Origin of the sequence: Pseudomonas silensiensis (assembly GCF_050434865.1) — a bacterium.
Classification (GTDB): domain Bacteria; phylum Pseudomonadota; class Gammaproteobacteria; order Pseudomonadales; family Pseudomonadaceae; genus Aquipseudomonas; species Aquipseudomonas fluorescens_W.
Window position 1 is genome coordinate 1 of the sequence record NZ_JBNDJH010000033.1, and the last position, 23557, is coordinate 23557.

Annotated in this window: 19 protein-coding genes, 2 tRNA genes and 2 pseudogenes; 6 read left to right on the plus strand and 17 right to left on the minus strand. The window is 59.0% G+C overall.

All coding sequences use genetic code 11. From position 1 onward, the window contains the following. Positions 1–205: 205 nt before the first annotated feature. Positions 206–430 (plus strand): annotated as a pseudogene (locus QF010_RS30990) (hypothetical protein). 549 nt (positions 431–979) lie between these two features. Here QF010_RS30990 and QF010_RS30995 read toward each other — a convergent pair. The 4 genes from QF010_RS30995 to QF010_RS31010 form a co-directional block, all read right to left on the minus strand. Continuing rightward, positions 980–2302, minus strand: a complete 1323-nt coding sequence (locus tag QF010_RS30995) for a tyrosine-type recombinase/integrase (RefSeq protein ID WP_429534589.1) — start codon at positions 2300–2302, stop codon at positions 980–982. A gap of 172 nt (positions 2303–2474) precedes the next feature. After that, a tRNA-Leu gene (locus QF010_RS31000) sits at positions 2475–2561 on the minus strand. Positions 2562–2756: 195 nt separating this feature from the next. Then, a tRNA-Cys gene (locus QF010_RS31005) sits at positions 2757–2830 on the minus strand. A gap of 204 nt (positions 2831–3034) precedes the next feature. Continuing rightward, on the minus strand, positions 3035–3256 hold the full coding sequence (locus tag QF010_RS31010) for a DUF3079 domain-containing protein (protein ID WP_033055179.1): 222 nt from the start codon (positions 3254–3256) through the stop codon (positions 3035–3037). 169 nt (positions 3257–3425) lie between these two features. On the opposite strand from QF010_RS31010, the gene QF010_RS31015 reads away from it, so the two are divergent. From QF010_RS31015 to QF010_RS31035, 5 genes are all read left to right on the plus strand, one after another. After that, positions 3426–3779, plus strand: coding sequence for a hypothetical protein (locus QF010_RS31015; RefSeq protein WP_033055180.1), 354 nt, complete (start codon positions 3426–3428; stop codon positions 3777–3779). An 87-nt stretch (positions 3780–3866) separates the two neighbouring features. Further along, entirely contained in the window at positions 3867–4397 is a 531-nt protein-coding gene (locus QF010_RS31020) for an iron transporter (protein ID WP_429534590.1), read from the plus strand. Then, the gene (locus QF010_RS31025) at positions 4398–4730 is read left to right on the plus strand and encodes a cupredoxin domain-containing protein (RefSeq protein ID WP_033055182.1); all 333 of its coding nucleotides are present in this window, start codon (positions 4398–4400) and stop codon (positions 4728–4730) included. Between the two features lie 22 nt (positions 4731–4752). Continuing rightward, positions 4753–5607, plus strand: coding sequence for an FTR1 family iron permease (locus QF010_RS31030; RefSeq protein WP_429509717.1), 855 nt, complete (start codon positions 4753–4755; stop codon positions 5605–5607). Continuing rightward, entirely contained in the window at positions 5595–6974 is a 1380-nt protein-coding gene (locus QF010_RS31035; RefSeq protein ID WP_429534591.1) for a 4Fe-4S binding protein, read from the plus strand. Before QF010_RS31030 ends, QF010_RS31035 begins: the two co-directional genes overlap by 13 nt. 29 nt (positions 6975–7003) lie before the next feature. On the opposite strand, the gene QF010_RS31040 is transcribed toward QF010_RS31035, so the two are convergent. The 13 genes and pseudogenes from QF010_RS31040 to QF010_RS31100 all read right to left on the minus strand — a co-directional run bounded on the left by QF010_RS31040 (position 7004) and on the right by QF010_RS31100 (position 23494). After that, a complete protein-coding gene (locus QF010_RS31040; RefSeq protein ID WP_429534612.1) occupies positions 7004–8065 on the minus strand; it encodes a methyl-accepting chemotaxis protein in 1062 nt (353 codons plus the stop codon). Positions 8066–8098: 33 nt separating this feature from the next. Then, positions 8099–8665, minus strand: a pseudogene (locus QF010_RS31045) (MCP four helix bundle domain-containing protein); the annotation flags it as partial. A 51-nt stretch (positions 8666–8716) separates the two neighbouring features. Then, positions 8717–9412 carry an anaerobic ribonucleoside-triphosphate reductase activating protein gene (locus tag QF010_RS31050; protein WP_033055186.1) on the minus strand — a complete coding sequence of 232 codons (696 nt, stop codon included), beginning with the start codon at positions 9410–9412 and terminating at the stop codon, positions 8717–8719. Next, complete coding sequence (nrdD, locus tag QF010_RS31055; protein WP_017338867.1) at positions 9409–9576, minus strand: anaerobic ribonucleoside-triphosphate reductase; 168 nt, start codon at positions 9574–9576, stop codon at positions 9409–9411. Before nrdD ends, QF010_RS31050 begins: the two co-directional genes overlap by 4 nt. Positions 9577–9608: 32 nt before the next feature. Further along, entirely contained in the window at positions 9609–11624 is a 2016-nt protein-coding gene (locus QF010_RS31060) for a ribonucleoside triphosphate reductase (protein WP_429534592.1), read from the minus strand. 390 nt (positions 11625–12014) lie between these two features. Further along, positions 12015–13007, minus strand: a complete 993-nt coding sequence (gene moaA, locus QF010_RS31065) for a GTP 3',8-cyclase MoaA (RefSeq protein WP_429534593.1) — start codon at positions 13005–13007, stop codon at positions 12015–12017. Positions 13008–13031: 24 nt separating this feature from the next. Beyond that, a complete protein-coding gene (locus tag QF010_RS31070) occupies positions 13032–13991 on the minus strand; it encodes a peptidylprolyl isomerase (RefSeq protein ID WP_033059090.1) in 960 nt (319 codons plus the stop codon). 10 nt (positions 13992–14001) lie between these two features. Further along, entirely contained in the window at positions 14002–14682 is a 681-nt protein-coding gene (gene narI, locus QF010_RS31075) for a respiratory nitrate reductase subunit gamma (RefSeq protein ID WP_033059088.1), read from the minus strand. Further along, positions 14675–15430 carry a nitrate reductase molybdenum cofactor assembly chaperone gene (narJ, locus tag QF010_RS31080; RefSeq protein WP_033059087.1) on the minus strand — a complete coding sequence of 252 codons (756 nt, stop codon included), beginning with the start codon at positions 15428–15430 and terminating at the stop codon, positions 14675–14677. The genes narI and narJ overlap by 8 nt, the downstream gene beginning before the upstream one ends. A gap of 2 nt (positions 15431–15432) precedes the next feature. Continuing rightward, positions 15433–16971 (minus strand): nitrate reductase subunit beta, encoded by a 1539-nt coding sequence (gene narH, locus QF010_RS31085; RefSeq protein WP_046047388.1) that lies wholly within the window; start codon positions 16969–16971, stop codon positions 15433–15435. 1 nt (position 16972) lies between these two features. Continuing rightward, complete coding sequence (locus QF010_RS31090) at positions 16973–20746, minus strand: nitrate reductase subunit alpha (protein WP_429509713.1); 3774 nt, start codon at positions 20744–20746, stop codon at positions 16973–16975. 68 nt (positions 20747–20814) lie between these two features. Next, positions 20815–22212, minus strand: coding sequence for a NarK family nitrate/nitrite MFS transporter (locus QF010_RS31095; RefSeq protein WP_033059082.1), 1398 nt, complete (start codon positions 22210–22212; stop codon positions 20815–20817). After that, complete coding sequence (locus QF010_RS31100; RefSeq protein WP_033059080.1) at positions 22190–23494, minus strand: MFS transporter; 1305 nt, start codon at positions 23492–23494, stop codon at positions 22190–22192. Before QF010_RS31100 ends, QF010_RS31095 begins: the two co-directional genes overlap by 23 nt. Positions 23495–23557 lie beyond the last annotated feature (63 nt).

Consider the following 23557-nt stretch of genomic DNA (forward strand, 5'->3'; position numbering starts at 1 on the left):
ACTGGATTCGGCCTCATCAATTCAACGATGGGTTGGCACCAGCGCAGGCCGAGGAAAAACTTAACGTCGTGTCCGGGATTAGTTGACCACTACAGTAGCCGGAAAACATGAGGTTACTTTAACCATCCTTAAGGCGCGCACTCTGAGTAACCCGACTGACATTTGTCCTGCTACGCTTCCGATTTCCTCGAACGGAGTCGAAGCCATGTCCGCCCCTGAATACTCTCTGTCTGACACCCTCGAACGTCTGTAAAACAATCAGCTGGCTTTGGAAGCGGCCATCATGGAGCTGGCGCTGCTAGTCGAGTGCCAAGGCCATGCAGTGACCGGTGAGAACAACCGTGGTGCCCTGCAGGCCATTGGCAAAAACGAGGGGTACATCCGCCAGGGCCTGGCCAAGCTGGTGCTTCAGCACCGCGGCGACGATTGAGAATCCTAATTCCATCATCAGCAGGACGCCTCATGATAGAAACTGATATCCCGGACGACATCGTAGTCAGAAGGTATTTAACTCCCCCTCAAATTCGAGTACCTCATAAAAAATAAGTCTCTTTACATGGCCAGTTACTCCGGCTTTTCAGACCAGCTCGAAGGAGGAATAACCGCTGCGGATTATATTCGTAATTCAAACGAGCCAGACCTGTTAAGTGCTGCAGACGGTGTCTACTGCGCAATAAAAAATCCGACTGAATGGCAGCGTATCGCAATCATCAGGCCTTAGAAATCAGATGCTAACCATCATTTTGCAAGTGTCTCCCAGTACTTCAAGCGGGTCCTGAACTTCAGATATCCAGCGGCTTATCGAAGAAAAATGAACGCTCATTAGAAACACTCAAGCATGGTGGTAACGTCCGTAGTCATTGCTCGAAGTTAACATCTCAGTGCTGAGCCCCGGAGCACGGCACACGAGGAAGCAGCAAAACTTTCCAGATTGAGGGCGAACAACCTTTAGCCCCCCTATGAAGCATTCGCGACACGCCTACTTCATCGCACCACGTTTGACGTTTAATCGTGTGGCATTCCGGCCGGCCTGATTCCCAAATTCATGAGGCGTGACATGCTCCCGAAGATTCGCCGTAAGGTACCTGCTCCACCAGTTCATGATCAACCGACGCTCTTCAATAAACTCTGCCTTGTGAATGTAGGCGGCTCTAACGCTGTTGCGCTCTCTATGACTCATTTGCCTTTCGATGGCCGTCTCAGACCACAGACCTGACTCGATCAGTGCGCTACAGGCCATTGAGCGGAATCCGTGACCACAAATCTCTGTCTTCGTGTCGTATCCCATGGTGCGCAACGCTTTGTTCACGGTGTTTTCTGACATCGGCTTCCAGGCCCTAGCATCACCGGCAAACACCAGGTCGAATGTGCCAGTGAGGGTGTGGATCTGTTCAAGCACGGCCACAACTTGCGGCGATAAAGGCACAAGATGAACATCGCCCGCCATTTTCGTCCCCCGTGTTGAATGGCGTACGTCCTCCAGCTCCGGCCGAGTATCCGGGATCTCCCATACGCAACGCTTAAGGTCGAACTCACACCAACGAGCGAAACGTAACTCACTCGAGCGAACAAACACGTGCAGCGAGAGCATGAGCGTTAGCCGGGTCAACTCTCGGCCCTTGTAGGCATAGATTCGTGCCAGTAATTCAGGCAGGCGTGACAGGGGCAATGCAGGCCGATGGGAGACTCGCGGCGCTTTGATCAAGCCCTGAAGATCGTACGCAGGGTTTATCGGAATAAGACGAAGGCGTTTTGCCTCACGCATAATACTTTGCAGGTATCTTTGTACCCTTAAGGCGACGTCAATCGTTCCACGTTTTCTGATCGCCTCCAAAGGTAGCATCAGATCATAAGTATCGAGATCAGCAATCGCGCGAGCACCGATAAACGGGAAAACATAGTTATTCAGACGGTTGAACACATTTTTGGAATGGTCGGGTGTCCATCTGGCCGACATGTTCTTGTGCCAGTCCAACGCAACGCTTTCAAAGGTACGGCCGTTGACAGCATTTTCCGTTTTGGCTTTACGCTTGTTCTCAACGGGATCAATGCCGTCTGCGAGCATCCGCTTCGCATCTAAACGCTTCTGGCGCGCATCGGCAAGGCCAATCACAGGATAGCTGCCGAGGGAGGTCAACCCCTCCCGGCCGTCAGGCTTTACGTACCTGAGACGCCAGCCTTTACGGCCATTGGGTTGGATTAGGAGATAGAGACCGTCGCCGTCGAAAAGTTTGTAGGGACGGTCTGTTGGCTTGGCTAAACGGCAAGCAGCGTCGGTAAGCGGAGCAGTTGTGCGCGACATAAGGGTACTATCCTTAATCGAACCAAAGACTACCCCTAACTTTACCCTCTAAATGACTGGATTCGAGAAGAATGGGCAAGATTCCGACGGAATGCTAAAACGAAAAAACCCGCCAGAAGGCAGGTTTTTCAAGGCTTCCAAAGAACTCAAAAGCGCTCTGTGGAATGCAAGATGGTGCCCGAAGCCGGAATCGAACCGGCACGCCCTTACGAGCGGGGGATTTTAAGTCCCATGCGTCTACCAGTTTCGCCATTCGGGCGGTAGCGCGGTGAAGCAGTCTGAAGACTGTCAAATAACGATCTGGCAGTTCTGACGCCTGTGCAGCAGAGGGGGAAATATATACATCCCGCTCCGGTGAAGCAAGTTCGCGACTGGCCTTTTCAAGACTAAATCTTGCAGGACAGTACAAATAAAAAAGCTCCGTAAATCATAGATCTACGGAGCTCGTTTAAAGTGGAGGCCGAGGTCGGAATCGAACCGGCGTAGGTGGATTTGCAATCCACTGCATAACCATTTTGCTACTCGGCCTCAAACATTTGATGTCATGTAGCACAACAACAAACGCGTACAAACTTGGAGTAAGATTCGTGATCTAACTCCTTGAAAACATTGAGCTTTTTCAGCGGTCAGTGCTTTCGATGGCGTGAATTATGTACTGATTTCCCGAGGCTGGCAACCCCTTGATTTCAAAAAAAATTCCGTCAGGTGGTTTCTATGTTTCCAGGGGGTTGCTCAGCCCTTCAGGCCGGGATCGTCCGTCACGTCTTCTACCGCGATCAACGGTTCAATGCCCCAGTCGCCATGCAGATACCAATCGTCTCCGATCATTTCGGCTGGATGCATTGTCCTGTCGGAGCCATTGCCGCACGCCAGGGAGTTTGCTGGACAGTACCTGTCGCAGCCCCAGCAAATGCGCTCGGGGTGCTTGGGGCTGATGGGAAAATTCTTGGCCATGTCGATCCCCGGTTTACCACTAGGATGTACCTCCAACCTACATCGCTCGCGCATAGGTGACCTTGATACGGATCAAGGTACGGCTAAGCTTGTCCTGCCGGGAAATCGGGTATGTCATAGCGTTTCCGGCCCTTGGGCAGCCACATAAAAACACCTGGAGAAGCTTCTTATGCCTGGTAAAAAAACACCTGCCGGAGATCAAAGCCCTGTTCGATTGTCGACCTGGGATGATGAAGTCGCGGAAAAATCACTCGACGCCGAAGCATTTTCCTCTCCCCCCGAATTGACCAATGCAGAACTGGTCCACCTTCGTGTCCGGGTGATTGCCCTGGAAAACCTGGTTATCGCGTTACTGACACAAGGTTCGGATCAACAGTTAGCCGTCGCCCGCGAAATGGCCGCCTACATATCACCCCGGCCTGGCTTCACCCAGCATCCTCTGACGATTCACGCGGCGGCGCAGATGAGCGACAGCGTCGACCGCGCCGAGCGGTTTCGCAAGCGTTCCAAGCCGCAGGCTTAATTGCTGAAAACTTGATAACAATCATTATTATTCGCAGGAAAGCTTCCTACACTCGGGCTCTTACTCGTTAGTGCCCAGGAAGACATCATGCGTACGACCTTTTCGCTGTCACTCGCCCTGCTCTTGCTCTCACCGTTGGCTCAGTCCAAGGAATACCCGATCGGGGAACCCCAGTTGTGTCCGGGGCTGGAAGTCGGGGCGGTGTATTTGCAGCCGATCGAGATGGCGCCTGCCGGCATGATGCGGGCCACCGCGGATTCCGATGTGCACCTGGAAGCCGACATCCGCGCCACGGCGGACAATCGACAGGGCTTTCAGGAAGGCAGTTTCGTGCCTTACCTCAATGTCTCGTTCAACCTGAAAAAACAGGGCAATGAGAACGAACTCAAAGGCGATTTCCACGCCATGGTCGCCAATGACGGCCCGCACTATGGCGACAATGTAAAGCTGCTCGGCCCAGGCAAATATCAGCTGACCTTCACCGTCCTGCCACCCGGTGGTCATGGGTCCCTTGGCCGCCATACCGATAAGGAAACCGGCGTAGCCCCCTGGTTTGAACGCTGCGAATTGCACTACGAGTTCATCTATGCCGGCATCGGTAAAAAAGGCGGCTATTGAATGAAGCGCCTGCAGATTGCCTGGCTGATGCTGGCCGGAGCAGTGGCGCCGTTCACGGCGTATGCCGAATTACCGAGCTATGAACTCAGCTTGCGCGATGGCCACTTCTCCCCTGCCTTGCTGGAGGTTCCGGCCGGACAGCGCTTCAAGATCATCCTGAAAAATATCGGCAAAGGGCCTGCCGAGTTCGAGAGCACGCCATTGCGGGTTGAAAAAGTATTGTCGCCGGGAGTGACAACCTTCGTGGTCATTCACCCGCTCAGGCCCGGCCACTACCCCTTCTTCGACGAGTTCAATCCGCAACTGCCCGAGGGCGGCATCCTCGCGAAATAACCCGTTCAAACACGGAGTTTCCATGAATCAATCAATGTTCATTGTCTGGCGCGAAAGCGTCGAGGCGCTGCTGGTGATCGGCATTCTCCAGGCCTGGGTCAGCCAGCAGCATCAAGGTGATCGACTGGCGAAGTACTTGTGGGCCGGCGTCGTGCTGGGGTTGATGCTGTCGGGGCTGCTGGCGGTGTTGATTCTGTTTGCCGGTGAGGCCATGAGCGGCTCGGCCAGTGAATGGTTCCAGGCCGCACTCGCGCTGGTGGCCAGCCTGCTGATCGTGCAAATGGTCGGCTGGATGCACCGTCACGGGCGCACGCTCAAGCACGATTTGCAACGACACGCCGATAGCCACCTGGCCCGGCAAGGTGGCGCAGGTCTGTTACTGCTGGCCATGCTCGCCGTCAGCCGCGAAGGCAGTGAAACGGTGGTCTTTCTCTATGGCGCCGGCGCGCAGTTGCGAGGCCCGCAGCTCGGTTTGTTTGCCATCGGCGGCGCAATGGGACTGGTGCTGTCCGCGCTGACCATTGCCCTGCTGCACAGCAGTCGCCGGTTCATCTCGTGGCAACGATTCTTTGCCATCAGCGAAGCTGTTTTGCTGGTACTCGGCGCGGCATTGCTGGTCAGCGGCACCGAGCGAGTCGGCGGCCAATTACTCGCCCTGGATTTACCGGAGGTGATGTACAGCCTCGTGGGTGATGCGCTTTGGGACAGCAGTGCCTTGCTCAGCGACAGCCATGGGCTGGGTGGTTTTCTCGCAGGGTTTGCCGGTTATCGTGCGACACCCAGTAGCATGACGTTATTGGTGCTGGCCGGTTATTGGCTGGCCGTCGGCGGTTGGCTGCGTCAACGGGCTACGGAAAAAGTCCCATGCCTGAGCTGAGTCGCCGCAATCAATGGTTGCAGTGCCTGGGCGACGGCATGCGTCGCCATGCGCCCGTCATTCGTGCTGTGCAGTGGGTCGTCGTGTTGTTCTACGCGTTGCTGTTGGTGATCCCGGCGGTGTTGCCGCTGCCGGACAGCCAGGCACGGCTGCTCGATAACCTGACCCTGTTCGCGCAGTTTTTGTTCTGGGGCGTTTGGTGGCCATTCGTGCTGCTGTCGATCGTGCTGTTCGGCCGACTCTGGTGTGGCGTTCTCTGCCCGGAAGGCTCACTCAGCGAATGGGCCAGTCATTACGGCAAAGGTTTGGGTGTGCCGCGCTGGTTGCGCTGGGGTGGCTGGCCAACCCTGGCGTTCTGCCTGACAACCCTCTACGGCCAGTTGATCAGCGTCTATGACTACGCCCAGGCGGCGCTGGTGATTCTGGGCGGCTCGACCGTCGCCGCGGTCATCGTCGGGTTACTGTTCGCCCGGGGCAAGCGGGTCTGGTGCCGTTACCTGTGCCCGGTCAGCGGCGTCTTCGCCCTGCTCGCCCGCCTGGCACCCGTGCATTTTCAGGTCGACGAACAACGCTGGATGGAAAACTCCGCACCTCGCCTGCCGCCGCCCAACTGCGCGCCCTTGCTCGATATCCGTCGCATGCAAGGCGCCAGTGACTGTCACGCCTGCGGACGCTGCAGCGGCCAACGCGGCGCCGTTCAACTGATTGCCCGTTCCAGCAACCAAGAGATTCTTCACGCAACGGCGCAAACGCTTTCACCGTGGGACGCGCGCCTATTGCTGTTTGGTGTGATCGGCCTGGCCATGGGCGCCTTTCAGTGGACGGTCAGCCCATGGTTCGTCGCCCTAAAACAAACCCTCGCCCAATGGCTAGTCGAGCACGACCAACTCTGGGCATTGCAGGACAACGCGCCCTGGTGGCTGCTGACCCATTACCCGCAGCTCAACGACAGCTTCAGCTGGCTCGACGGTTTCAGCATCGTCGTCTATCTGGGTTTGAGTTCGATGGTGTTGGGCACTGCGCTGATGATCCTTCTGCGCCTGACGGCTCGACTGGCGCAAGATCCTGCACTGTATTGGCCCCTGGCGCTGACACTCACGCCCTTGGGTGGTGCGGGATTGTTTCTCGGGCTGTCGGCCACAACGGTGAAATTGCTGCGCTACGAAGGTCTGTTGCTGGAGTGGGTACAACCGGCCAGGGCCTGTTTGTTATTGGCCGCGATGGGATGGAGCCTGCTGCTGGGATGGAAACGGCTGGACCGCGAAGGCCTTTCCCAGGTTCGTCGCTGCGCTGGCAGCACTTGCCTGTCACTCGCCATCGGCTTGGTAGGGTTCGGCTGGTGGTTGCTGTTCTGGGGCTGGGCCTGAGCCCCCGACACAACCACCCACCGGATCGACTAGACCTTAAAACGCGCCACCGTCTGGTGCAGCGCCCCGGCCATCTGCGCTAAATCGTGACCCGCCGTGTGAGTATGCTGAGCGCCGAGCAAGACCTGCTCGGACAAGTTTCGAATCCCCATCAGATTGCGATCCACCTCACGCGCCACCAATGCCTGCTCCTCCGTGGCGCTGGCAATCATCAGGTTGCGCTCGTTGATCTGCGAGATCGACCGGGTGATTTCATCCAGTGCATCGCCCGAGCGTTGCGCCACTTCCAGGGTGGCCCGCACCAGGTTGCTGCTGCTTTGCATGGCGGTCACCGCATGGCCGGTATCGAGACGAATGTTGCCAATCATCTGCTCGATCTCCTGGGTGGACTCTTGAGTGCGATGCGCCAGGGCGCGCACTTCATCGGCGACCACGGCAAAACCGCGTCCGGCATCCCCCGCCCGCGCCGCTTCAATCGCCGCGTTGAGGGCCAGCAAATTGGTTTGCTCGGCGATGCTGCGAATCACGTCCAGCACCTTGCTGATGTCCTGCACCCGGCCCGCCAGTTGCTCGATGCGTTGTGAGGTGTCGGTGACGCCATCGGCCAGTGCGCCGATTGAAACCACGGTTTCCTGAACCTGCTCACGCCCGCGCTGCGCGGTTTGTTCGGACTGCCGCGAGGCCTCGGAGGTGCTCACCGCATTGCGCGCCACTTCATCGACTGCTGCGGTCATCTGGTTCACTGCGGTGGCTGCTTGCTCGATCTCCAGCCCCTGCAATTGCAGGTTACTGCTGGTCTGGCTGCTGACCGCGCTCAGTTCTTCGGAGGAGCTGGCCACCTGGTCCACCGAGGTCGCGATGTGCCTGACCATGGCATTCAGACTTTGCTGCATCTGATGCATGTTCATCATCACGCTGCCGCCGACACTTGAGTTCACGGGCACCTGAATCGTCAGGTCGCCTAGAGCAATTTGACTCAAAAACCGTGCGGCATCATCCGGCTCGCCACCCAATGGACGGGTCACACTGCGCGTGACGACTACCGCCGCGGCAATGACCAGCGCCACACAGAACAAAAACAACCCGAACATATTGCGCCGGGCATCGCTGTACAGTGCCTGCGCTGCCTGTTCTCGGTCGGCGAATATTTTGCCTTGCAGCGCCATCAACTGATCCAGGCTGGCATAAACCTCGCGTTCGGCCGGCACGACCTTTTGTTTCAGCTGTGCCATGGCGTCATCGAAGGCCCCTTGCCGGATCAACACCTGCACTTGAGTGAACGCCGCAACGTAGGCTTCGCGATTCTTTTTCAGCGCGGCGTAAGCGGTTTTGCCCTCAGGCAAGTAGAACAGCGGCTCAAGCGTTTCGAGCGCCTGAGTGATCCGCTTCTTGGTGGCATCGATCGACTGCTGCACTTGCTGATTGTCTTTATCGATCAGTAGATCCCGTGTGTTCCTGGCGTTATCGCGCACGCCGGTGGCGATGACCATGATCGGATCGATCTTCGGCCAGTCCTGTTTGACGATCACCACCGCCTGTTCCTTGAGCGTTGCCAGATCGTGCAACGCGTAAAACGCCATGCCCATCAATGCCAACGGCGCGATGGCAAAGCCGATGACGATCCGTTGTGCTGTGGTTAATTTGGCCATATCAAATGCTCCCCGTTTGATACCTGCCGATTGGCAGCGCATTTGAAAACCTAATGATGGATGTCCCTGTTAAACGTTAAAACTCAGCCTCGGTTACCCCCGTAACACGAAGGCTGGAAACAACTCGCGCATGGCCTCCCACAGCTCAGGAAGCAAGGCTTGTGCCGAAATGCTGGGCAACAGCGGATCGAACATCCGCTCGGTGCGAACCAACTGCACGGCGAAGCGTTTGACGCCGAGTTCGCTCAAGCGCTTGGCGAGGATCAGCAGACGCGCCGGCTCGAACAGATGCCAATGCACCGTGGTGCGACATTCGTAGTCGACACCGCTGGCCAGCAGATACTCAAGACTGCGCCAGTTAGCGGTTCCGCTGCCCTCGACCCGAGTGATCGCCTGGCAATCCTCGGGTAACGCCTTGACATCGAAACCGACCCAATCGGCCCCGGTCAGTGCCTTGGCGAACGCGGCGGGCTTGATGCCGGCGCTGTGCAAACCGATGCGAAATCCCATCGCCCGCACCTCATCCATGGCACCGAGCAAACCGTCCTGCAAGGTCGGCTCGCCGCCACTGAACACCACCGCATCGAGCAGGTCCTGACGCCGTTGCAGAAACGCCAACACCCGCCGCCAATCCACTTCGTCTGTGCCACGAGGCGGGATCAACTGCGGGTTATGGCAGTAACGACAACGCCAGGCGCAACCCTGGCAAAACAGCACGCAGGCGAGCTGTCCCGGATAGTCGATAGTGGTCAGGGGCACCATGCCCCCGACCCGAAGCGTTCGACTCATTGGCGCCCGGCCAGCGCCGCGCTTTCAGTGAAGTGCACCCGCTCGCGGTGCTCCGACTGTTTGCCCGGATTGAACGCCGACACAGGGCGGTGATAGCCCATTACCCGAGTCCAGACTTCGCAGCGTTGACGTTGAGCCTGGGGCAATGTTTGCGATGCAGTCATGGTGTAGCTCCTTGCAGTTGAGTGGATCGAAATCAATGAACGGTGCCGAGCTTCTGTTCTTGCAGCAGCAGTGCTTCGTCGCACTTGGGGCAGAACTCATGCTCGCCATCGAGGTAGCCGTGCACCGGGCAGATGGAGAATGTCGGGGTCACGGTCAGGTACGGCAGGCGGAAGCGGCCAAGGGCTTTGCGCACCAGTTGCTTGCAGGCTTCGGTCGAAGAAATCCGCTCGGCCATGTACAGGTGCAAGACCGTGCCGCCGGTGTATTTGCATTGCAGCTCGTCTTGAAGTTCCAGCGCCTCGAAAGGGTCTTCGGTGTAGCCCACGGGCAATTGCGAGGAGTTGGTGTAATACGGCGCTTGCACGCTGCCAGCCTGGAGAATGTCGGGGTAGCGCTTGAGGTCTTCCTTGGCGAAGCGGTAGGTCGTGCCCTCGGCCGGCGTCGCTTCCAGGTTGTACATGTGGCCGGTTTCTTCCTGGAAACGCAGCAACGTGGCGCGCACATGATCGAGCATCTTCAGGGCAAACTGCCGGCCGAGCTCGGTGTGCATGCCCTCCTCGTCTCCGGTGAAATTGCGCAGCATTTCATGCATGCCGTTGAGGCCGATGGTGGAGAAGTGGTTGCGCAGGGTTCCGAGGTAACGCTTGGTGTATGGGTACAAACCGGCATCCATGTGGTGCTGAATGACTTTGCGCTTGACCTCCAGGCTTTCCATCGCCAGTTCCATCAGCGTGTCCAGGCGTTGCAGCAAACCGCTGGTATCCCCCTTGAACACATAGCCGAGCCGCGCGCAGTTGATGGTGACGACGCCGAGCGAACCCGTCTGCTCCGCCGAGCCGAACAAACCACCGCCACGCTTGAGCAACTCGCGGACATCCAGCTGCAAGCGGCAGCACATCGAGCGCACCTGATTGGGTTGCAGGTCCGAATTGAGGAAATTCTGGAAGTACGGCAGGCCGTAACGCGCAGTCATTTCGAACAGGCGGTCGGCGTTTTCACTGTCCCATGGAAAGTCGTGGGTGATGTTGTAGGTCGGGATCGGAAAGGTGAACACCCGCCCTTTTGCATCGCCGGCCTGCATCACCTCGATGTAGGCGCGATTGAGCAGCTCCATTTCGACTTGCAGATCGCCGTAGGCAAACGGCATTTCCTCACCACCGATGACGGGTATCTGCTCACGCAAATCCTGCGGGCACACCCAGTCGAAGGTCAGGTTGGTGAATGGCGTCTGGGTGCCCCAGCGGGAGGGCACGTTGAGGTTGTAGATGAACTCCTGGATAGCCTGGCGCACCTCCTGAAAACTCAGCTGATCCTTGCGCACATAGGGCGCCAGGTAGGTGTCGAACGAGCTGAACGCCTGGGCGCCGGCCCATTCGTTTTGCAGGGTGCCGAGGAAATTCACCATTTGCCCCAGGGCACTGCTCAAGTGCTTCGGCGGACCGGCTTCGACTCGCCCGGGCACACCGTTGAGCCCTTCGTGCAACAGGGTGCGCAGCGACCAGCCGGCGCAGTAACCGGCGAGCATGTCCAGGTCATGCACATGCAAATCCGCCTCGCGGTGAGCCTGGCCGATGGTCTCGCTGTACACCTCGTCCAGCCAGTAGTTGGCGGTGACCTTGCCCGACACGTTCAGCACCAGGCCGCCCAGGGAATAGCCCTGATTGGCGTTGGCCTGGACCCGCCAGTCTTCACGGTCCAGGTATTCGTTCATCGAGGTCGCCACTTCGACCATGGTCCGGCGGTCGCGGCGCAAACGACCGTGCTGTTCGCGGTAGACGATGTAGGCGCGCATGGCGAGGAAAAAACCGGCGTCCATCAACACCCGTTCAACACGGTCCTGGATTTGCTCGACATGCAGCCTCGGCACCCCTTCGAGCCTGGCCAATACCGCGTTAAGCAAGCCTTCAACCTCAACCTCGCCGTACTCCCCTGTCGCCTTGCCGGCGGCGATCAATGCCTGACGGATTTTGTCGGCATCGAAGGCGACCTGACTGCCATCGCGTTTGTGCAAGCGGTTACATCCTACTGCGATCAGCGTGCTCTGCATTTGGCCTCCAGACACTACATATAGACTTAATCAAACTTAAAACCACAACATGCAGTAAAGGCTACGGACAAAGTGCTGATCTGCAATTGATCGATATCAAGATTTGCCGGCGAAAAAAAACCGCCCGGAGACGGCAAAGGGAAACTGTTGGTAAGCCGGGGTAAACACTCTGATCTGAAATCCACCCCTCACCCTAACCCTCTCCCCAAGGGGGCGAGGGGACTGACCGAGTTGTTCTTAGAGTTACATCGACCTGAGAGATCAAGTCGAACTCAGGTATAGAAGCACACGGAGATCTGCTCCCTTTCCCCCTCTCCCCACTAGGGCGGTCCGACGTTTCGGGAGGGCTGGGGTGAGGGGTGGATTTCGGATCAGCACACACCCCCAAAATCAACCACCACTCATATTCATGAACCGCACAATCTGCACCTCCCCGTCGGGGCTGAAATCGTGGCGCAGTGGCTTGCCGCGCAAAGCCTTCTGCACCGCATTGATCACCGGTTGGTCATCCAGCGGATAACGCCGCAGCAATCCTCTTAAATCCAGGGAATCGTCCTGGCCCAGACACAGCAACAACTTCCCTTCAACCGTCATCCGCACCCGATTACAGCTGCCACAAAAGTTGTGGCTGTTGGGTGAAATGAAACCGATCCGGGTCTCGGAATGGCGTTCCAAACGCACATAGCGCGCCGGTCCGCCGCTGTTTTCGGTGCTGTCGAGCAATCGATGCTGGCTGGCAATTAGCGTGCGCACTTCGTCGCTGGAACAGAACGTTTCGCCACGGGAGCGACCGACGTCGCCCAAGGGCATTTCTTCGATGAAACTGATATCGATGCGCTGATCAATCGCGTATTGCACCAATCCCAGGACTTCATCGAAGTTGCGCCCCTTCATCACCACGCAGTTCAGTTTGACTCGCTCGAACCCTGCGTCCCGCGCCGCTTCAATGCCATTGAGCACCTGGTCGAGATCGCCGTTACGGGTGATCGCCCGAAATTTCTGCCCGTCCAGGCTATCGAGGCTGATGTTCATCCGCTTGACCCCGGCGTCGACCAACGGCCGGGCCAGACGGCCCAGTTGCGAGCCGTTGCTGGTCATCACCAGTTCGCGCAAACCGGGCAAGGCGGCGATGTTGCGGCACAGTCCGACAATGCCGGGCCGGATCAGCGGCTCGCCACCGGTCAGACGAATTTTGCGTACGCCCAGGCCAACGAACAGTGTCGCCAAACGCTGCAATTCCTCCAGCGTGAGCACCTGCTGACGCGGCAGGAACGTCATGTTTTTCGCCATGCAATACACACAGCGAAAATCACAGCGGTCCGTCACCGACATCCGCAGATAATCGATCTGCCGCCCAAAACCATCCTGCATCACAGCGTTCATCACTTCTCCCGGTTTGCCCAAGGCTCACTGCACCAGCGGTGAGTCGGCGCCCTGCAAGTGGATACCACGAATATCGGCTGCACCAATCAGGGTTTGCAGGTACTGCACCAGCGCTTTCTGCCACACGCCTTGCTGCAACTGCGTGCGGATCGCCGTCGACACCACTTCATAGGGCAACGGCATACCTTCGATTCGCTGATCGACACTGATCACATGCCAGCCGTAGCGACTTTCCAGCGGTTTGCTGGCCAGGCCCGGTGCCAGGGTGAACAGCTGACGCTCCAGTTCGGGCACGGTCTGGCCCTTGCTGATCTGCCCCAAAGAACCACCCTGAGCCTTCGACGGGCAGGCCGAATATTTCACGGCCAGCTCGGCGAAACTGCCGGGAAATTCATCCAGTTGCGCCAGCAGGACTTCCGCCTGGCCATGCGCAAGCTCGCGGGCCTCGACATCGTCCGGCGCGCACTCGAGCAAGATGTGCCGCACCGCCAGCAACGGCGCGCTGTGGAAGCGCCCGCGATTGTTTTCGTAGTACCGCAGACTCGACTCCTCGTCGCACTGCGGCACTTTCACCTCACGTTCGAGCAGCAAGCGCGTGGCCGCTTCTTCTTCGTTTTCACCGGCGCCGATTTCCAGCGCCACCCCGAGTTCGGTGATGCGCTGCTGCAACAACTCGCGGATCACCAGCGCACGGGCGGCCAGATACACCGCCTCCTCGCGGCTTTCGGCCGGGTGATATTGCAGCTCCTGGGCCATCGCTTCCGGGGTGATCGACACCTCGTTGACGCTGATGATCGGCCACTCCTGCTCACTGCTGGCGATCAACTGCGCCGGGGCGCCATCGGCCGCCGCAGGTTCAACCGGCAGTGCTTCAAACTGCGCCGCTGCGACCGGCGCGATGTCGAGAACAGCCTCCGCTTTTTTTGAAGAACCGCAGCCACCGCTGCCCCCGTTACCGCCACCACATCCACATCCACCTGACATGATTTTCTCCTCAGTACTTCTGACGAACGATTTGATAACGACGCCCCAGGTACCAGATCGGTGCGCTGATCATGTGTACGAGACGGGTGAAGGGGAACAGCACAAACAGGGTCAAACCGAGAAACACATGCATCTTGTAGATCAGCCCGACCGGCGCGATGGCCGCCGCCGCTTCCACTGGCCGCAACAGCACGGTGTTCTGCGCCCAATCGGCGAGCATCACCATTACCGAGCCGTCCATGTGTCCGGTGGACGCGACGATGGTCAGCAGACCGAGCAGCAACTGCGCGAGCAGCACCAGCAGAATCAGGATGTCCGAAGGACTGGAAGTCGCGCGGACCCGAGGGTCGCTGAGCCGCCGGTTAACCAGCATCAGCAGGCCGATCAGGCACAACAGACCGAAGAGCCCGCCCGAGACCATCGCCAGCAACTGCTTGTTCTCAGTGCTGATCACATGGTGATAAATCGATGCTGGAGTGAGCAGGCCGACAAAGTGCCCGGCCAGCACGAACAACACACCGATGTGGAAGAAGTTGCTCGCCACGCGCATGCCGCGCTGATTGAGCATCTGGCTGGAGCCCGCCTTCCAGGTGTACTGCGACAGATCGAAGCGCGCCCAGCTGCCTATCAGGCAAATCGCCAGGGCCACGTAGGGATAGACCCCGAACAACAACAGGTTCCATTTAGACATTGTTTGCCTCCTTGGCTGGCACGGCGGCCAGCCCTTCATGCTGAAAATCCACCCAGTGCAACGGCACCGCGCTTTCCTCACGGGCCTTGCCCGGTGCGCTAGGCAACGAACTGCAACGGTCCTGCTGTTCGGCCTGGAGGAAGTCCACGGCCTCCTCTTCCCAGATCTTGTCGAGGGCTTCGAGAGAGTCGTCGCGAGGTTCCGCCGCGACCTGCGCCCGCAGGTCGGCGACCGCTTGATGCGGCTCGGCCCCGGCAATTTGCAGCAGCGCCCGGAAGCAGCTGGCATAGGCGCTTTCGCGCTCTTCCAGACGTGCCGCGAGCAAGGCCAGCAAGTGCGAAACATCCGCCAGGCCCTCGCGGGCCTCGATGTCTTCGCGGGTGGACAGGAACTCCAGGTACAGCGGGATGTAGTCGGGCAGCTCTTTGACGCCGATGGCAAAACCGGCCTCTTCGTATTGCGCCATCATGTCGACCATCGCCTGGCCACGGTCGCGGGACTCACCGTGCACATGCTCGAACAACAGCAGCGACAGCGAGCGCCCCCGACCGAACAGCGCACCGTAGTGCTCCTGCCCGTCCATCAGGTCATTGCCGCAGATCAGCTCGAGCAATTCGAACAACGCACCGCGCTGCGTCGGGCTGATTTCCCGCGACTGGATGATCGCTTGCTCCAGTTCGTCGCGACCGCCAATCAGTGTCTCGGTCGGGTAATCGAGCAGCAGCGAAATCACTTTGAGAATTTGCATGCTCATTCCTCCCACAACTGGACGGTTTTCAAGATGTCGCGGCGGTTGGCCTTCTTGGCGCCGAACATGTTGGTGTCGGAACTGCCGCTGCAGCCGCTGCCGAAACTGAAGCCACACCCGGAACGTTCGGCGAAGGCGTCGCTCATGGCGTCTTCACGGTGGGCACTCGGCACCACGAAACGGTCTTCGTAGTTGGCAATCGCCAGGTAGCGATACATCTCCTCGACCTGGGCCACGCTCAGGCCGACATCCGCCAGCACTTGCAGGTCCTGAACGCCGTCGACTTGCTCGGAACGTTTGTAGGCGCGCATCGCCAGCAAGCGTTTAAGCGCACGCTTGACCGGTTTTTCATCGCCAGCGGTCAGCAGGTTGGCCAGGTACTTCAGTGGAATACGCAGGCTGTCGACATCCGGGATGACTCCGTTCATACCGACGGTGCCGGCAGTGGCAGCGTTCTGGATCGGCGACAGTGGCGGTACGTACCAAACCATCGGCAAGGTGCGGTATTCCGGGTGCAGCGGCAGTGCGAGTTTCCAGTCCACGGCCATTTTGTAGACCGGCGAACGTTGGGCTGAATCGATCACCGACTGCGGTACGCCATCGGCCAGCGCCTGACGAATCACCGCCGGGTCGTTCGGATCGAGGAAGATCTCCAGTTGTTTCTCGTACAGGTCCTGCTCATTGGCGGTGCTCGCCACTTCGCTGATGCGGTCGGCGTCATACAGCAACACACCGAGGTAGCGGATGCGCCCGACGCAGGTTTCCGCGCAAACGGTCGGCATCCCGGCTTCGATACGTGGGTAGCAGAAAATGCATTTCTCGGACTTGCCGCTCTTCCAGTTGAAATAGATCTTCTTGTACGGGCAGCCGCTGATGCACATCCGCCAGCCACGGCATTTCTCCTGGTCAATCAGGACGATGCCGTCTTCTTCACGCTTGTAGATCGCCCCGCTCGGGCAAGCCGCGGCGCACGTCGGGTTGAGGCAGTGCTCACACAGACGCGGCAAATACATCATGAAGGTGTTTTCGTACTCGCCGTAAATGTCCGCCTGGATCTTGTCGAAGTTCTTGTCCTTGCGACGCTTGGCGAACTCGGTGCCGAGGATTTCTTCCCAGTTTGGGCCCCACTCGATTTTCTCCATGCGTTTGCCGGAGATCAGCGAACGCGGACGCGCGGTGGGCTGATGCTCGCCCAGCGGCGCGGTGTGCAGGTGCTGGTAATCGAAGTCGAACGGCTCGTAGTAGTCGTCGAGGCTCGGCAGGTCCGGGTTGGCGAAAATGTTCGCCAACACGCGGAATTTACCGCCGATGCGCGGGTTGATCGTGCCGTTGGCATTGCGGATCCAGCCACCCTTCCACTTGTCCTGGTTTTCCCATTCTTTCGGGTAGCCGATCCCGGGTTTCGATTCAACGTTGTTGAACCAGGCGTATTCCATGCCTTCGCGGCTGGTCCAGACGTTTTTGCAGGTGATTGAACAGGTGTGGCAACCGATGCATTTGTCCAGGTTCAGAACCATGCCGATTTGTGAGCGAATCTTCATCTCAGTTCTCCTCAATATCGGACGGCAGTGGACGCGGCAGGTCATCACCGGATGAACCATCGAGCCAGTCGACTTTGGACATTTTGCGCACCACGACGAATTCGTCGCGGTTGCAACCGACGGTGCCGTAATAGTTGAAACCGTAGGCCTGCTGGGCATAGCCGCCGATCATGTGGGTCGGCTTGAGCACCACCCGGGTAACCGAGTTGTGATGGCCGCCACGGGTCTTGGTGGTTTCCGAGCCGGGCACGTTCACGATCCGTTCCTGAGCGTGGTACATCATCACCATGCCGTCCTTGACCCGTTGGCTGACCACCGCACGGGCGGTCAGTGCACCGTTGATGTTGAAGCACTCGATCCAGTCGTTGTCCTCGATACCGGCGCGTTTCGCGTCGTTCTCCGAGAGCCACACAATCGGCCCGCCACGGCTGAGGGTGAGCATCAGCAGGTTGTCGCTGTAGGTGCTGTGGATGCCCCATTTCTGGTGCGGGGTGATCCAGTTCAGGACGATTTCAATCTCGCCGTTGCTGCGCTTGCCTTTCACCCCTTCGATGGTGCGGGTGTTGACCGGCGGCCGATAACTCATCAGTTGCTCGCCGAACGCCTGCATCCACGGGTGATCCTGGTAGAACTGCTGGCGACCGGTGATGGTGCGCCATGGAATCCCTTCGTGAACGTTGGTGTAACCGGCGTTGTAGCTGACGTGATCGTCTTCGAGACCCGACCAGGTCGGGCTGGAAATAATCTTGCGCGGCTGTGCCTGAATGTCGCGGAAGCGAATCGCCTCGTGGGCCTTGGACAGCGCCAGGTGGCTGTGGTCGATGCCGGTGAATTCCGACAGCGCGGCCCAGGCCTTGACGGCAACCTGGCCGTTGGTTTCCGGCGCCAGCGACAGAATCACTTCAGCGGCGTCGATCGCCGTGTCGATTTTCGGCCGACCCTGGCTGATACCGGCATCGCCTTCTTTGTGATTGAGTTCACCGAGGAATTTCACTTCGTCTTCGGTGTTCCAGTTGATGCCTTTGCCGCCGTTGCCGTTTTTCTCCAGCAATGGCCCGAGGGACGAGAACTGTTTGTAGATGTTCGGGTAATCACGCTCCACCACATGCAGGTTCGGCGCGTTCTTGCCCGGCTCCGGTGCGACGCCGGCGCTTTTCCAGTCAGTGCCGCCAAACGGTTGAGCCAGTTCGCCGACGCTGTCGTGCATCAACGGGATGGTTACCAGGTCCTTTTCAACGCCCAGGTGCCCTTCGGACATTTTCGAAAATGCCTTGGCGATGCCTTTGTAGATTTCCCAATCGGAACGCGATTCCCATGCCGGGTCGATGGCGGCCGACAACGGGTGAATGAACGGGTGCATGTCCGAGGTGTTCATGTCGTCTTTTTCGTACCAGGTTGCCGTCGGCAACACGATGTCGGAATAGACGCAGGTCGAGGACATGCGGAAGTCCAGCGTGGTGACCAGATCGAGCTTGCCGATGGCGCCCTCGTCCACCCATTCGGCTTCTTCAGGTTTGCAGTCGCCGACTTGGCCGATGTCTTCGTTCATCACCCCGTTTTTGGTGCCCAGCAGGTACTTGAGCATGTACTCGTGGCCCTTGCCCGAGGAGCCCAGCAGGTTGGAACGCCAGATGAACATGTTGCGCGGGAAGTTGACCGGGCTGTCCGGCTGTTCGCAGGAGAAGCGCAGCGAGCCGTCTTGCAACGACTTGACCACGTAGTCTTTCGGGTCCATGCCGGCCGCAGCCGCGTCGCGGCAAATGTGCAGAGGGTTGGTGTTGAGTTGCGGTGCGCTGGGCAACCAGCCGGCGCGTTCGGCGCGGATGTTGTAATCCAGCGCATGCTCAGGGAATTGTGATTTATCGGCCAATGGCGAGAGCACGTCGTGCATGCTCATCTTCTCGTGACGCCATTGCGAACTGTGGGCGTAGAAGAAGCTGGTGCCGTTCATTTGGCGAGGCGGACGGTTCCAGTCCAGGCCGAACGCCAATGGCAGCCAGCCGCATTGCGGACGGAGTTTTTCCTGACCGACGTAATGCGCCCAACCGCCACCGGTCTGACCGACACACCCGCAGAGCATGAGCATGTTGATCAGCCCGCGGTAGTTCATGTCCATGTGGTACCAGTGGTTCATGGCCGCGCCGACGATGATCATCGAGCGACCCTTGGTCTTGTCGGCGTTGTCGGCGAACTCACGGGCAATCTGGATGGCTTTCTCACGGCTGACGCCGGTGATCTGCTCCTGCCACGCCGGGGTGCCAGGCACGGAAGCGTCGTCGTAATCCTTGGCCACGTTTTCGCCGCCGAGACCGCGATCGATCGCCAGGTTGGCGGCCGACAGGTCGAACACGGTCGCCACTTTGGCCACGCTGCCGTCCGCCAGCACCACGTTATGCACCGGCACGCGGCGGTATTGCACGGCATCGCCGGCCACGTGCTGGAAGTGCTCGTGGGACTCGCCGGCAAAATACGGGAACGCCACTTCGGCAACGTCATCACCGATCAGGCTCAGTTTCAGATCGATCTCACGGCCTTCGCCGCCTTCACGGGGCAGGATGTTCCACTTGCCCTTCTCGCCCCAGCGATAACCGATGGAACCCTGAGGGGAGACCAGTTCGCCGCTGACATCGAGGGCGATGGTTTTCCATTCCGGGTTGTTTTCCTGGCCGAGGTTGTCGGTCAGGTCACTGGCACGCAGGAAGCGGTCCGGCTGATACCCGGCGCCCGGGGTCTTGTCGACCATTTGCTTGAGCAGCACCAGCACCGGCAAATCGGTGAAGCGCTTGGCGTAGTCGGTGAAATAGGCGCTCGGTTTGTCCAGGTGGAATTCTTTGAAGATCACATGGTTGAACGCCTGGGCCAGCGCCGCATCGGTGCCTTGTTTAGGGTTCAGCCACAGGTCGGTGAGCTTGGCGACTTCCGAGTAATCCGGGGTGATCGCGACCGTCTTGGTGCCCTTGTAACGGACCTCGGTGAAGAAGTGCGCGTCGGGGGTACGGGTCTGCGGGACGTTGGAGCCCCAGGCAATGATGTAGTTGGAGTTGTACCAGTCGGCCGATTCCGGCACGTCGGTCTGCTCGCCCCAGACCATCGGCGAGGCCGGTGGCAAGTCGCAGTACCAGTCGTAGAAACTCAGGCAGGCGCCGCCGATCAGCGACAGATAACGCGAGCCTGCGGCATAACTGACCATCGACATGGCCGGGATCGGCGAGAAGCCGACGATCCGGTCAGGGCCGTATTGCTTGATCGTATAGACGTTGGCGGCGGCGATGATCTCGTTCACCTCCTCCCAGTTGGAGCGAATGAAGCCGCCCATGCCGCGTTTGCTTTTATAGGAGTCGGCCTTGGCCTTGTCCTCGACGATGCTGGCCCAGGCTTCGACCGGCGCCATGGTCTGCCGCGCATCGCGCCAGAGCTTGAGCAACGGCTTGCGGATTTTCGGGTACTTGAGCCGGTTGGCGCTGTAGATGTACCAGCTGTAACTGGCACCACGCGGGCAGCCACGGGGCTCATGGTTTGGCAGATCGTTACGGGTACGCGGGTAGTCGGTCTGCTGGGTTTCCCAGGTAATCAGGCCGTTCTTGACGTAGATTTTCCACGAGCAGGAACCGGTGCAGTTCACCCCGTGGGTGGACCGCACAATCTTGTCGTACTGCCAGCGCGAACGGTAGACGTTCTCCCAGTCGCGAGACTCTTTGCGGGTCTCTCCATGACCGTCGGAAAACTCGTTTTGCTTACGGTTGAAAAACCGCAATTGATCCAGTAAATGACTCACGGTGTAGTCCTCTCAGGCTTTGTCGCGGAGTCTGTGCCCCGCCCACGCAATGGTTGGATTCGGCTCGATTAGCAGGGTGTCGCGGCGCCTTTGCGCGCGTACCACCACCACGTCACGACGATGCAGCTCAGGTAAAAGCCGACGAACATGTAGAAGGCCATCTCCGGGCCGCCGGTCTGGGCCATCGAAGTGCCGAAGGATTTGGGAATGAAGAACGCACCGAAGGCGCCCATGGCCGAGCTGAAGCCCAGGACCGCGGCGGACTCTTTGCCGGCATTCTTCAGCGCTTGTTCGCGCACGGCGGGTGGTTTGCCGGCCGAGGCTTTTTCGTGCTGGGTGCGGAAGATCACCGGGATCATGCGGAAGGTGGAGCCGTTGCCCACACCAGTAGTGATGAACAGCAACATGAACATGCCGAGGAAGCCGTAGAAGTTGCCGCCGGTACCGTTCTGCGGCAGAAAGTGCAGCACCCCGAAGACCATCACGATCATCAGCACGAAGTTCCACAAGGTCACTTTCGCGCCGCCGAGCTTGTCCGCCAGCCAGCCGCCCAATGGGCGTACCAGCGCGCCAACCAATGGGCCGAGGAAGGCGAATTTCAACGCGATGACATCAGGGAACGAGGTTTTGATCAGCAGCGGAAACGCGGCGGAGAAACCGATGAACGAACCGAAGGTCGCCAGGTACAACCAGCACATCAGCCAGTTGTGTTTGCGTTTGAAGATGACGGCCTGCTCGCTGAAAGAAGCGCGGGCACTGGACAGGTCATTCATGCCGAACCAGGCGAGCACCGTCACCAGGACAATAAAAGGCACCCAGATGAAGCCGGCGTTCTGCAACCACAACTGGCCGCCGTCCGGCAGTGCTTGCGGCGAGCCGCCCATGAAGCCGAACACACCGAAGGTAATCACCAGCGGCACACAGAACTGCATCACCGAGACGCCCAGGTTACCCAGCCCGGCGTTGAGGCCAAGGGCTGTGCCCTGCTGCGACTTGGGATAGAAGAAGCTGATGTTGGACATGCTCGAGGCGAAGTTGCCGCCACCAAAACCGCAGAGCAAGGCAATCAACACGAACACGCTGTAGGAGGTGCTCGGGTCCTGCACGGCGAAGCCCATCCAGATCGAGGGCAACAACAGCGACGCGGTGCTCAGGGCCGTCCAGCGACGGCCACCGAAGATCGGCACCATGAAGGAATAGAAGACGCGCAAGGTTGCCCCGGACAGCCCCGGCAACGCCGCCAGCCAGAACAGCTGGTCGGTGGTGAAGCTGAAACCGATGGCGTTCAAGCGCACGATCACCGTGCTCCAGACCATCCACACCGCAAAGGCCAGCAGCAGCGCAGGAATGGAAATCCACAAGTTGCGCGTGGCGGTCTGTTTGCCGCTACGTCCCCAGAATGCTGGGTCCTCGGGGCGCCAGTCATGAATGACCGGGCCTTTGTCAGGCTTTTGCAGAACGGACATGTTCTTCTCCTAGGGCAATGCTGGAAATCGGGATTGGGGTCAGCAGCGGCGCTTTACCCAGCACCGGGCTTTTGCGTATTTCGCTGAAGTACATCCAGGTGAGGGAGACCCAGACCACGCCGTACATCAACATGAAGCAGGAAGAGCGCACGCCGGTGAGGTCCACCAGGGCGCCGAACAGGATCGGCAACACGAAACCGCCCAGGCCACCGGCGAGGCCGACGATGCCGGACACCGCACCCATGTTTTTCGGGTAGTCGTTGGCGATGTACTTGAAGACCGAGGCCTTGCCGAACGCGAAGGCGATGCCCATGACGAACAGCAGCACGGTGAACAGCGCGGGATTGAGGCCAATGTGGAAATCCACCGGGCCATTGATCGTTTGCACTTGCAGTTGGGTCTGGGGATACGAGAGCAGGAACAGGCAGATCCAGCTGACCCACAACACCCACCAGGTCACGCTTTGCGCACCCCAGCGATCCGACATCCAGCCACCGACCGCACGCAGCACGCCACCGGGCAGGGAGAAACAGGCCGCCAGCAGCGCCGCGCTTTGCAGGCTGAAACCGTATTCCTGCACGTAGTATTTGGTCATCCACAGCGCGAGGGCGACATAACCACCGAAGACGATCGAGTAGTACTGGCAGTAGCGCCACACCGCCGGGTCCTTCAGCGAGCTGAGTTGCTCACGCAACGTGGCGCCGGTGGCACTGCGATGGTTCTTGTTTTCAGCGCTGAGGAACCAGAACAACAGCGCAGTAATAAAGAGGATTGCGCTGAAGACTTTCGGCACCAGCTGCCAGCTGCCGGCAGCAATCAACGCCGGGGCGAGAAACTTGGTCACCGCGGCCCCGGCGTTACCGGCGCCGAAGATGCCCATCGCGAAGCCCTGATTCTCTTTGTCGAACCATTTGGCGACGTAGGCGATCCCGACCGAAAACGAGCCGCCGGCCAGGCCGACGAACAAGCCCAGTACCAGGAACTGCCAGTAGGCGGTGGCGTGACTGATCAGGTAAAGCGGCGTGACGCAGGCCAGCATCAGCAGGAAGAACACGCTGCGCCCGCCAAAGCGGTCGGTCAGCAGGCCCAGCGGCAACCGCACCAGCGAGCCGGTCAGGACCGGGGTCGCGGCCAGCAGGCCGAACTGGGTTTCATTGAGCTGGAGAAGGTCCTTGATCGGTACACCGAGCACGGCAAACATCATCCAGACCATGAAACACACGGTGAAGGCCAGCGTGCTCATGCCCAACACCAAGCCTTGTCGTACACGCGGTGGGTTCACAAATGCTCTCCAATCAATTAGCCATGGCGGCAGACTAGAGAGACGAACCCTTCAAAAACTTGA